The sequence below is a fragment of the Pantoea sp. SM3 genome (assembly GCF_000963995.1).
Taxonomy (GTDB): Bacteria; Pseudomonadota; Gammaproteobacteria; order Enterobacterales; family Enterobacteriaceae; genus Pantoea; species Pantoea rwandensis_B.
In genome coordinates this window covers 18,402-29,517 of sequence record NZ_JZRD01000010.1, presented here as the reverse complement: position 1 = coordinate 29,517, position 11,116 = coordinate 18,402, and the positions used below count along the sequence as shown (strand labels likewise).

Below are 11,116 nucleotides of genomic sequence, written 5' to 3'. Positions count from 1 at the left end.
GTCTTAACTGATCGGCATTACGCATTAGCGGGGATTTTTTTAGTTGAGGAGGAGGGCGAATTACAATCCGCGCTGTGCCATGAGACGTGCTAAATCCACCAGACGGTTCGAGAAGCCCCACTCGTTATCGTACCAGGCAAGAATTTTCACCAGGTTGCCGCCAATCACCAGCGTGGAAAGGCCGTCGATGATGGATGAACGGGGATCGCCCTGATAATCACTGGAAACCAGTGGTTCATCGCTGTAACCGAGAATCCCTTTCAGCGGGCCTTCTGCTGCAGCGGCTTTAAAGGCATCATTGACTTCCTCGGCGGTGACATCACGTTTAAGCGTCACGGTTAAGTCGACAATCGACACCACCGGCACCGGTACGCGCAGTGAATAGCCCGTCAAACGCCCATCCAACTCGGGGATAACACGCCCCAACGCTTTAGCCGCACCGCTGGAGTAAGGCACGATTGACAGCGCCGCCGCGCGCGCGCCGCGGAGATCTTTCTCCGGCTGATCGTGCAGCACCTGGCTATTGGTATAAGCATGAGTGGTGTTCATCAGACCATGCTCAATACCGAAGGCCTGATGGAGAACCTGTGCAGCCGGGGCTAAGCCGTTGGTGGTGCAGCTGCCGTTGCTCACGACGAAATGCTGTTGAGGGTCGTAGCGCTGATCGTTCACGCCCAACACTATCGTCAAATCATCGTTTTTACCCGGCGCGGAGATAATGACGCGTTTCGCGCCACCGCGGGTGATATGCACCGCTGCTTTGTCACGTTCAGTGAAGAATCCGGTGGCTTCGATAACAATATCGACACCCACATCGCTCCAGCGAATATTGGCTGGATCTCGTTCGCTGAACACGCGTACTGGCTTACCATCAATGCGCAGTTCACCTTCACCTGCTTCCACTTCTGCAGGCAGTCGGCCCAGCAGAGAGTCGTGTTTCAGCAGATGCGCCAGGGTTTTACTGTCGGTGAGATCGTTAATCGCCACAATCTCAATATCATCACTGCCCAGTGCGGCGCGGAATACGTTACGTCCGATACGGCCAAAACCGTTAATGCCTACCTTGATCATCATTGACTCCTTATCCGAAGTGGTTGCAGTCAATGTAGGACGATGTGTGATTGGCGTAAACGACAAAAAAGGATCACTTTACGCCATTTTACGGCAGTGAAAGCGTTGGCGATATTCACCGGGCGTGAGATGCAGCTGGCGCTCAAAACTGCGGCGCAAATTGATGCTGCTGCCAAATCCGGTGTCGAGGGCGATGCGTTCCAGCGTCGCGCGGCTCTGCTCCAACAGTTCGCGTGCGGCAGCCAGTCGCGCCTCTGCGACATAGCGCGCCGGTGACGCACCGGTTTCACGGGTGAATACGCGGGTGAAATTGCGTGGGCTCATCGCGACACGTTCGGCCAGCTTCTCAACCGACAGATCTTCCGCCAGGTTGGCGCGTATCCAGCTTTGCAGATCGTGGATCGGGCCGGTGCTGGTTTGTTGTAGCTGGTAGCGGCTGAACTGCATCTGTCCGCCGGGGCGGCGCAAATACATCACCATATCCTGAGCGATATCGCGTGCCACGCTGAAACCGAAATCCTCCTCAACCAGCGCCAGCGTGAGATCAAAGCCGGAACTCACGCCACCGGACGTCCAGATTGGGCCATCCTGGATGTAGAGCGGGCCTCCTTCCACCTGGACGCGGGGAAAGCGGGTTTGCAGCGTTTCTAGCAGACGCCAGTGTGACGTGGCACGGCGTCCATCCAGCAAACCCGCTTCAGCGAGCAGCATCGCGCCACCACAAATTGACACTACACGCCGGGCCTGCGGAGCCGCCAGCCTGATGAAATCCACCACCATGTTGCCCTCTTCGACGCTGTCACCGCGTCCGGTAATCATGATGGTGTCCCAGGCGGCACGGGGATCTACTTCGGCCAGCTTCAGGTCAGCCAGCAGGTTGAGGCCCGACTGACCGTGAATCACCTGATGTGACTGCGTGGTGGCGATACTGACGCGATAACGTGGCTGATCAACGCCAACGGGCAGGTGCAGGTTGGCGTGCATCAGGATGTCGGCAATACCGGCGGCTTCAAACAGCATGCCGCCATCGGGGACGATAACGAGAAAGTGCTTCATGGCGCAAAATGCTCATCGTGGCAAAATAAGCCAGATTATCGCACGGTAGCGTTATTTTTGCTGGTAATACGGTCCCTGGGTGATCGAATTGCGCAGCACCAGTCGGCCCGGCATCAGTGGCTGCGCCGTCACGCTTTCACCATCCAGCATTTTAGACAGTTGCGTTAACGCGCTCGACACCATCTCAGCAACCGGAACATGCACCGTGGTTAACGCCGGCAGGAGATAGGGCGCAACCGGGATATCATCAAAGCCCAGCAAGGAGACGTCCTGCGGGATGCGCAGACCCGCGTTGTGCAAGGCGCAGGCGGCGCCAATCGCCATATCATCATTGCTGGCGACAATCGCGGAAAATCTCACTTTACGACGTAACAGTGCTTCCACCGCCAGTTGCCCACTGGCGCTGGTCCAGCAGCCGTCCAGCATCAGGTTTTCGTCGTATTCAATGCCATTTTCTATCAACGATGAAAGATAGCCTTTCAAGCGACTTAATCCGGTGTGAGAGCTGCCCATCCCTTTGATAAAAGCGATCTCGCGGTGGCCCTGAGCAATTAAATGATTCACAGCGTTAAGGGTGTCATTTTCGTGGTCAGCACACACCGAATATTGCGGATGCTGCTTCAAACGGCGGTTTAACACGATTAACGGCTTACTCATACCAGGAATAAGTGCATCAATATCTTCCACGCTTAAATAGCGCGGATAGATGATCACGGCATCGCAATAGCTATCGATCAAAAAGTTTATGGCTTCACGCTCTTGCTGCGCATTGTGTTTACCATCGCCCAGCACCAGTTGTGAACCGAGTTTTTCCGTCAGGGTCGCGGCCTGGAATAACAGCTCGGTGAAAAAAGGACCATTGTAAAGCGTGTTGGGCACCATCAGACCAATACTGTGCGAACGGTTGGTCGCAAGACTTCGTGCCAGCAGATTAGGACGGTAATCCATCTCATCTATGGCCAGCATCACCCGATCCCGCACCGTTTTAGACACATAAGCATGGCCAGCCAGCACCCGTGACACCGTGGCTTTTGACACCCCTGCGCGTTTTGCGACATCAAGCATTGTCGTCATTTATCTTCCTTCTCAGCGTTCTCGCGCATTGTAGCGCAAAAGCTCAATCTGAAAACCGCAGAGTGAGGTTCTTCTAACCGATAACGTTTTTTCTCATTATCATCCGATTTCATCACCTATTTAAAAGGCTAACATAAAAATAATATGAAACCGGTCTCATATTAATCATATTTTCACTCATTAAATAAGGTTTAACGGTTTGAGTTATGGATCACAAAAAGAACAAATTGAATCTGTAACCGGTTGCAGAAACGGTTCTCGGCGCGTAATTATTTAAAAAAACGGAGGGTATCATGGTGAAAATTCTATTGTGTTGTTCCGCAGGTATGTCAACCAGCATGGTGGTACAAAGAATGCAGAAAGCCGCTACGCAGCTGGGTTTAGAAGCCAAAATTGATGCCGTTGGCATGGAAGAGTTCAATGAAAAAATCGCGGAGTATGACTGTTGTCTGTTAGGCCCGCAGATCAAATATAAGCTGGCAGATTTCGAACGCCAGGCGCAGGAATATCACAAACCGGTCACCGTCATTAACACCATGGATTACGGGATGTTAAATGGCGAAAAAATCCTGAAGTCGGCGCTCGCCCTGATTGATGCCAATAAGGGGGCATGATGAGTACACTGGCTGACTCTTTATTTGGCGTGATTGAGAACCGCATCAGTCCGATTGCAGCACGACTCTCCTCGCAACGGCATGTGGTGGCCATCAAGGACGGATTTATTGCCTCGATGCCGTTCCTGATTGTCGGTTCATTTATGCTGCTGTTCTCACATCCTCCTTTCAGTCAGGACAGCCAGTGGGGCTTTGCCCAGTGGTGGCTGGGCATGGTGAAGCAGTACAACGACCAGCTGATGATGCCCTACAACATGACGATGGGCATCATGGCGGTGTTTATCACTGGCGCAATTGCCTACAACCTGGCGCAAAGCTACAAACTCAATGGCCTGATGGCGGCGCTGCTGTCGCTGATGACCTTTTTGGTGGTGGCTGCACCGGAAAAGGATGGTGCGTTATCCGTGGCATCGCTGGGCGGGGAAGGGATATTCACCGCCATCCTGATCAGTCTGTACTGCACGGAAGTGATGCACTGGCTGGTGAAATACAACATTGGCTTCAAACTGCCAGAACAGGTGCCACCGAAGATTCGTCAGTCGTTTGACCTGCTGATCCCCATTATGGTGATTTTCCTGACGCTTTATCCGCTGAACCTGTTTATGGAGAGCCACTTTGGCTTACTCATTCCTCAGGCCATTATGTCGGTGTTTGCGCCAATCATCTCCGCAGCCGATTCACTGCCCGCCGTGCTTATCGCCGTCTTGCTCTGTCATCTGCTGTGGTTTGCCGGTATTCACGGTGCGGCGATTGTCGGTGGGATTTTACAGGCATTCTGGCTGAGTAATCTGGGGCTGAACCAGGAAGCGCTAAATGCCGGCCAGGATATTCCTAAGATCTTTATCGAGCCGTTCTGGCAATTCTTCATCACCGTGGGCGGTTCGGGCGCCACCATGGGCCTGGTGATTCTCTATCTGCGCAGCCGCTCCGCGCATCTGCGCGCCATCGGCCGCCTCGGCTTTGTACCCGGTATGTTTAACATCAATGAGCCGATTATTTTCGGTTCGCCGGTGGTGATGAATCCGCTGCTGTTTATTCCCTTTATCACCACGCCGTTGATCAACGCGGTTATCGCCTGGACCGCTACTCGCACCAACCTGATCAACCACGTCATTTCGCTGGCACCCTGGACCACACCGGGACCGATTGGTGCGGCATGGTCAACCGGCTGGGACTGGCGCGCGGTAGTGCTGGTGGCCTTCCTGATTTGTTTATCCACGCTGATTTATTACCCGTTCTTCAAAATGTATGAACGCCAACTGCTTGCGCAGGAAGAAGAGATGGCGCAGGAACAACTGGCAGAGGAGATGAAGTAATGCAAGAGATGCAGGAAATGGAAAGCACGGTGATGGAGCTGATTATTCATGCCGGAGAAGCCCGTTCATCATCGATGCAGGCACTGCAAGCGGCCCGAAAACACAACTGGCAGGAAGCCGATGCGCTGCTGGCCAGTGCCCGAGATGCCGCGCGCGAAGCCCATAAAATTCAAACCGCCTTAATCGGTGCCGATGAAGGCTGCGGCAAGATTCCCGTCAATCTGATTATGGTGCATGCGCAGGATCATCTGATGAACGCCATGCTGTGCCGTGATTTAGTTGAAGAGCTGATTTATCTGCATCGTCAGGTGCAGGCGTTGTCGAAAACCCACGTGCAGTAAGACGCTGTTAATCACATAAAAGGATGGATTATGTCTCAGTTACCGGCTGATTTTTTATGGGGCGGCGCCGTTGCCGCGCATCAGGTTGAAGGTGGATGGAACGAAGGAGGTAAAGGACCGAGCATCGTCGATGTGTTGACGGGCGGAGCGCATGGGGTTGAACGTGAAATTACCGATGGGATTGTCGAGGGGAAACACTACCCCAATCATCAGGCCACCGATTTTTATCATCACTACAAAGATGATATCGCGCTGTTTGCCGAAATGGGTTTTAAGTGTTTTCGTACCTCGATTGCCTGGACACGCATCTTCCCGAAAGGCGATGAGCAACAACCTAACGAAGCGGGCCTGCAGTTTTACGACGACATGTTTGATGAGTTGCTCAAATATGGTATCGAACCGGTGATTACGCTGTCGCACTTCGAGATGCCATTGCACCTGGTGAAGGAGTATGGCGGCTGGCTCAATCGTGAGTTGATCGATCTCTTTGTGCGCTATAGCGAAGTGGTGATGAAGCGTTACAAGGGCAAAGTGAAATACTGGATGACCTTTAACGAGATCAACAACCAGCGTAACTGGCGCCGCCCGCTGTTCGGTTACAGCAACTCAGGGGTGATTTTCACCGAACATGAAAAGCCGGAAGAGGTGATGTATCAGGTGCTGCATCATCAGTTTGTGGCCAGTGCCAAAGTGGTGAAGCTGGGGCATCAAATCAATCCTGAATTTAAGATCGGTTGCATGCTGGCTATGGTGCCGCTGTATCCGTGGTCATGCCATCCTGATGATGTGATGTACGCGCAAAAGTCGATGCAGGAACGTTATCTGTTTGGCGATGTGCACATGCGCGGTGCCTATCCTTCGTACATTTTGAAAGAGTGGGCGTTGCGCGGTTTCAACATTGAGATGGCAGCGGAGGATGCACAAACGCTGCGAGAAGGTTGCACCGACTATCTCGGCTTTAGCTATTACATGAGTAACGCCGTGGAGTATGCCAGCGCGACCCGCATGGACAGCGCACTCGAGGCTTTCCCTGGCAGCCGAAAAAATCCACACGTGCAGGCGTCAGATTGGGGATGGCAGATCGATCCGGTCGGTCTGCGCTACACGCTGAACGCGCTGTATGAGCGTTATCAGAAGCCGCTGTTTATTGTGGAAAATGGTTTTGGCGCCGTTGATCAACGTGAGGCCAACGGTGAGGTCAATGATGACTATCGCATCGCCTACCTGCGTGAACACATCGAGCAAATGAAAAAAGCTGTACTGGAAGATGGCGTGGACCTGATGGGCTTTACGCCCTGGGGCTGCCTCGATTGCGTCTCTTTTGGTACCGGCCAATACAGCAAGCGCTACGGTTTTATTTACGTGGACCGCAATGACGACCAAACCGGCGATTTTTCGCGCTCGAAGAAGAAGAGTTTTGCCTGGTATAAAAAGGTCATCGCCTCGCAAGGTGAAGCGCTTTAAGTCGCATTGCCCGGGCATGAAACCCGGGTAAAACAGATGTGTCATCTCTTCGTCAGTGAATATCCTTTCCAGCCTGCGCAGGCAGGCTGATTAAATAACATGAACCTGAGACAGGAAAAATATCATCCATGCGGTGAGGCGTAACGCTGCCTGAAACGGCGCTTTTGACTCACCTGATTGCAACCAAACGGAGTTATATCCTATGCCAAATAAGATCAAGATTGTCACTATCGGTGGGGGGTCCAGCTACACGCCAGAGTTGATTGAAGGGCTTATCCTGCGTCAGGCGCAGTTGCCGATTGCCGAGTTGTGGCTGGTGGATATTGAGGACGGCGCAGAGAAGATGGAAATTGTTGGCAGTATGGCGAAGCGGATGATTGCGGCCGCTAAACTCGACTGGCAGGTGCATCTTTCACTCGATCGCAAGGAAGCGTTAAAGGATGCGGATTACGTGACCACGCAGTTCCGTGTGGGGTTGCTGGATGCGCGCTTAAAAGACGAAGTGATTCCGTTAGCCAATGGTTTACTGGGCCAGGAAACCAACGGCCCGGGCGGGATATTTAAGGCGTTTCGTACGGTTCCGGTGATTCTCGATATTATCGAGGATATGCGTCAATTGTGCCCTCATGCCTGGCTGGTGGATTTCACTAATCCGGCAGGCATGGTGACCGAAGCGGCGATTAAATATGGCAAGTGGGAAAAAACCATCGGCCTGTGCAATGTGCCATTCGGTCATATCACGCAGGCCTGCAGCGTACTTGGTGCGGAAGAGAAAGATCTCTATTTCAAGTTTGCCGGGCTCAACCATTTCCACTGGCATCGCGTCTGGGATCAGCAGGGCAATGAACGCACCGCAGAGCTGATTGATAAAATCTACTCGCCAGAGCAGCAGGAAAAAAGTGATGAAGGGCTGAAAAATATTCATCAGATTCCGTTCAACTATGACCAGGTGAAACATCTCGGCCTGCTGCCCTGCGGCTATCACCGCTATTACTATTTGCAGGAACCGATGCTGGCTCATGCCATTGAAGAGTTCGAACAGTATGAAACCCGCGCTGAAGTGGTGAAGAAAACCGAAGCGCGGCTGTTCGAGTTATATAAAGACGTCAATCTTGACTACAAGCCTGAAGAGTTAAGTCAGCGGGGCGGGGCGCATTACAGCGATGCGGCTTGCGATCTGATTGCTTCGATTCAAAATAACAGCGGAAAATTGATGGTGGTATCAACGCGCAATAACGGCGCGCTTGCCGATTTGCCGTTTGATTGCGTGGTGGAGGTCACTGCCGCCATCACTTCTCATGGCGCAGAACCGCTGCGTTGGGGAGCGTTACCGCCTGCGGCGCGCGGCATGATTCAGTTAATGAAAGCCATGGAAGAAACGGTGATTGAAGCGGCCGTCAGTGGCGATTACGGCGCAGCATTACACGCCTTCACGATTAATCCGCTTATTCCGGCGGGCGATACGGCGATAAAAGTGCTGGATCAATTGTTGTATGCCCATAAAGACTATCTGCCGAAGTTCGCCAGTAAAATTGCCGAGATTGAGAAAACCAAACCGGAAATCGTCGCTTTCGTCGATCAGTTGCTGGCCGACAGACATGCGCACAGGGCGTGATGAAGTTTTTTCAGGATTGGATGATGCAGGCAGGAGACGGAAGACGGTGCCCGGATGAACATCGCTGGGCACCGAAGTAAAGTACTCACCGTCCTGCTGGGCGGTGAGTCGATCAGCATTACGCGGTGAGTTCGTTACGTACGATAGCTGCACCCGCGCTCAGGGCTTCCAGCTTGCCTCTGGCCACGCGGCGCGACAGTGGCGTCATACCGCAGTTAGTAGAAGGATAAAGCTTATCGGCATCCACAAACTGCAGCGCTTTACGCAAGGTATCAGCCACTTCTTCTGCGGTTTCAATGGTGTTGGTCGCCACATCAATCGCACCGACCATGACTTTTTTGCCACGAATCAGCTCAATCAGATCCATTGGCACGCGCGAATTCTGGGCTTCCAGTGAAATGATATCGATAGAAGACTTTTGCAGTTTAGGGAACACTTCTTCATATTGACGCCACTCAGTGCCGAGGGTCTTTTTCCAGTCGGTGTTCGCTTTAATGCCATAGCCATAGCAAATATGCACGGCGGTTTCGCACTTCAGACCTTCAACGGCTCTTTCCAGTGCGGCAATGCCCCAGTCATTCACTTCATCGAAGAACACGTTAAATGCGGGTTCATCAAACTGAATAATATCAACGCCGGCTGCTTCTAACTCTTTAGCTTCCTGGTTAAGAATTTTGGCAAATTCCCAGGCGAGTTTTTCGCGGCTTTTGTAGTGACCATCATAGAGGGTATCAATCATGGTCATTGGGCCTGGCAAAGCCCACTTAATCTGTTGTTTGGTTTGCTGGCGCAAGAATTTAGCATCTTCAACAAACACCGGCTTTTTACGCACCACTTCGCCAATGACGCTTGGCACGCTGGCGTCATAGCGATTGCGGATCTTCACAATCTCACGCTTTTCAAAATCAACGCCGCTCAGATGTTCAATAAAGGTGGTGACGAAGTGCTGGCGCGTTTGCTCGCCATCACTGACGATATCAATGCCCGCTAATTGCTGATCCTGCAGGGATAACAGCAGAGCATCTCTTTTGCCCTCGATTAATTCATCACCCTGCAGTTTCCATGGCGACCACAGCGTTTCAGGTTGAGCAAGCCAGGCCGGTTTCGGTAAGCTTCCTGCCGTTGAAGTAGGCAATAACAATTTCATAATCAATAACCTTTTATTTTGGCTTAATCAAAGAACGTATTGTGCAGACCACTGCTCAAGAATCTCTTGATAGGGTTTGATGAAGTGCTCTTCCGTAAACTTCCCCTGCTCAATTGCCAACTGGCTGCGTTCTTCTCGATCGTAAACAATGCGCGTTAATGAATGGTCGCCATGCGTCAGGCTTGGCTGATAGCACTGGCCTGCGGCAGAGTTGGCATTGTAAATCTCTGGGCGGTAAATCTTCTGGAACGTCTCCATGGTGCTGATGGTGCCGATCAGTTCCAGATCCGTGTAATCATTCAGCAAGTCACCGGTGAAATAGAAGGCTAATGGCGCGACGCTGTTTTCAGGCATGAAATAGCGCGCCTGCAAGCCCATTTTGCCGAAATAGTGGTCGGTGAGGGACAGTTCATCTTGCTGATATTCAAAGCCCAACACCGGATGCTGATAGTCAGTGCGGTGATAGGTATTTTTGCTCGACACGCTCAGGCAGATCACCGGCTTTTTATTAAAGCGCTCCTGATAAGCCGCCGAGTTAACGAAGCTTTTAAAGATATTGCCGTGCAGATCGCCGAAACCTTCCGGCAGGCTGAAACCGGATTGGTTGTTATTGGCCGCCAGCAGACGCACGCTAAAATCGTAATCACGCACGTAAGAGGAGAAGTTATTACCTACGATGCCGTCGGTACGCTGCTGAGTTTTGCGATCAACAATATTGGTTTTCAGGATCTCAATAACCGGGAAGGTTTTACCATTGCCTTCAATATCAATTTCCGCAGAAATGATTTCCAGCTCAACGGCATAACGATCGCCTTTTGGGTTATCCGCGTGCGCCAGAGAGTTGAAACGGTTGTTCATCATCATTAAGGCATTGCGCAAATTCTGCTGGCGGTTGGTTCCTCGTGCCAGGTTAGCGAAGTTCGTGGTGATACGCGTATTCTCAGAGGGGTTGTAGTTCTCATCGAAAACGCTGCTCTTAATTGAAAATGCAAAATCGTTGCTCATGATGCTCGGGTATCCTGATTTCTGCTGCAAAACCTCCCTGATTTCAGACGGGTTGCCTTGATGCCGGGCCTACCATCTGCGGGAGAATTCACATTGTCTTAAGTCAATAACAGTGCGAATTTTATGCCAGAGTCCCTCAGCGATTGATAGTGATTAAATTTCAAAGCTGCATGAGCCAATTTCATGAGCGGGCTCACACTATGGATCAGGGCTGTCAGAAGGGGGCATTCATGCGGAAAAGCGGGCGGTGACGGTGGAATAGGCCAGCGACGTAAGCAAAGTGAGAGTGACGCTACGCGAGCGCGATGCGGAAGAATTTACTCAATGAGAAATAAAAAATCCACGGCAGGCGTGGATTTTTTTGCGGTGCTTAATCCATCGGGATTAAATCATCGACGTGAAGATTAGACGTT

At 51.9% G+C, this 11,116-nt stretch carries 10 protein-coding genes; 5 read left to right on the top strand and 5 right to left on the bottom strand.

The window, feature by feature from the left end; all coding sequences use genetic code 11:
* Positions 1 to 60: 60 nt before the first annotated feature.
* The 3 genes from gap to VI01_RS06540 form a co-directional block, all read right to left on the bottom strand.
* Complete coding sequence (gap, locus tag VI01_RS06550; RefSeq protein WP_045814460.1) at positions 61 to 1,071, bottom strand: type I glyceraldehyde-3-phosphate dehydrogenase; 1,011 nt, start codon at positions 1,069 to 1,071, stop codon at positions 61 to 63.
* 78 nt (positions 1,072 to 1,149) lie between these two features.
* The gene (locus VI01_RS06545; protein ID WP_045814459.1) at positions 1,150 to 2,127 is read right to left on the bottom strand and encodes a GlxA family transcriptional regulator; all 978 of its coding nucleotides are present in this window, start codon (positions 2,125 to 2,127) and stop codon (positions 1,150 to 1,152) included.
* Positions 2,128 to 2,178: 51 nt separating this feature from the next.
* Entirely contained in the window at positions 2,179 to 3,201 is a 1,023-nt protein-coding gene (locus VI01_RS06540) for a LacI family DNA-binding transcriptional regulator (protein WP_045814458.1), read from the bottom strand.
* A 293-nt stretch (positions 3,202 to 3,494) separates the two neighbouring features.
* Here VI01_RS06540 and VI01_RS06535 point away from each other — a divergent pair, with 293 nt between their 5' ends.
* The 5 genes from VI01_RS06535 to VI01_RS06515 all read left to right on the top strand — a co-directional run bounded on the left by VI01_RS06535 (position 3,495) and on the right by VI01_RS06515 (position 8,551).
* A complete protein-coding gene (locus tag VI01_RS06535) occupies positions 3,495 to 3,815 on the top strand; it encodes a PTS sugar transporter subunit IIB (RefSeq protein WP_038646412.1) in 321 nt (106 codons plus the stop codon).
* The gene (locus VI01_RS06530; RefSeq protein ID WP_045814457.1) at positions 3,815 to 5,131 is read left to right on the top strand and encodes a PTS sugar transporter subunit IIC; all 1,317 of its coding nucleotides are present in this window, start codon (positions 3,815 to 3,817) and stop codon (positions 5,129 to 5,131) included. The genes VI01_RS06535 and VI01_RS06530 overlap by 1 nt, the downstream gene beginning before the upstream one ends.
* An 8-nt stretch (positions 5,132 to 5,139) precedes the next feature.
* Complete coding sequence (locus tag VI01_RS06525) at positions 5,140 to 5,472, top strand: PTS lactose/cellobiose transporter subunit IIA (protein ID WP_038650038.1); 333 nt, start codon at positions 5,140 to 5,142, stop codon at positions 5,470 to 5,472.
* A 30-nt stretch (positions 5,473 to 5,502) separates the two neighbouring features.
* Positions 5,503 to 6,936 carry a 6-phospho-beta-glucosidase gene (locus VI01_RS06520; RefSeq protein WP_045814456.1) on the top strand — a complete coding sequence of 478 codons (1,434 nt, stop codon included), beginning with the start codon at positions 5,503 to 5,505 and terminating at the stop codon, positions 6,934 to 6,936.
* A 202-nt stretch (positions 6,937 to 7,138) separates the two neighbouring features.
* On the top strand, positions 7,139 to 8,551 hold the full coding sequence (locus VI01_RS06515; RefSeq protein WP_045814455.1) for a 6-phospho-beta-glucosidase: 1,413 nt from the start codon (positions 7,139 to 7,141) through the stop codon (positions 8,549 to 8,551).
* Positions 8,552 to 8,669: 118 nt separating this feature from the next.
* Here VI01_RS06515 and VI01_RS06510 read toward each other — a convergent pair whose 3' ends face one another.
* Positions 8,670 to 9,698, bottom strand: a complete 1,029-nt coding sequence (locus VI01_RS06510) for a methionine synthase (RefSeq protein ID WP_038646419.1) — start codon at positions 9,696 to 9,698, stop codon at positions 8,670 to 8,672.
* 27 nt (positions 9,699 to 9,725) lie between these two features.
* Positions 9,726 to 10,703 (bottom strand): DUF1852 domain-containing protein, encoded by a 978-nt coding sequence (locus VI01_RS06505; protein ID WP_045814454.1) that lies wholly within the window; start codon positions 10,701 to 10,703, stop codon positions 9,726 to 9,728.
* Between the last annotated feature and the right edge of the window lie 413 nt (positions 10,704 to 11,116).

Coding starts and splice junctions, on each gene's coding strand:
- VI01_RS06505 (WP_045814454.1), bottom strand. CDS start 10,703: ATGAGCAACGATTTTGCATTTTCAATTAAGAGCAGCGTTTTCGATGAG.
- gap (WP_045814460.1), bottom strand. CDS start 1,071: ATGATCAAGGTAGGCATTAACGGTTTTGGCCGTATCGGACGTAACGTA.
- VI01_RS06515 (WP_045814455.1), top strand. CDS start 7,139: ATGCCAAATAAGATCAAGATTGTCACTATCGGTGGGGGGTCCAGCTAC.
- VI01_RS06525 (WP_038650038.1), top strand. CDS start 5,140: ATGCAGGAAATGGAAAGCACGGTGATGGAGCTGATTATTCATGCCGGA.
- VI01_RS06520 (WP_045814456.1), top strand. CDS start 5,503: ATGTCTCAGTTACCGGCTGATTTTTTATGGGGCGGCGCCGTTGCCGCG.
- VI01_RS06545 (WP_045814459.1), bottom strand. CDS start 2,127: ATGAAGCACTTTCTCGTTATCGTCCCCGATGGCGGCATGCTGTTTGAA.
- VI01_RS06540 (WP_045814458.1), bottom strand. CDS start 3,201: ATGACGACAATGCTTGATGTCGCAAAACGCGCAGGGGTGTCAAAAGCC.
- VI01_RS06510 (WP_038646419.1), bottom strand. CDS start 9,698: ATGAAATTGTTATTGCCTACTTCAACGGCAGGAAGCTTACCGAAACCG.
- VI01_RS06535 (WP_038646412.1), top strand. CDS start 3,495: ATGGTGAAAATTCTATTGTGTTGTTCCGCAGGTATGTCAACCAGCATG.
- VI01_RS06530 (WP_045814457.1), top strand. CDS start 3,815: ATGAGTACACTGGCTGACTCTTTATTTGGCGTGATTGAGAACCGCATC.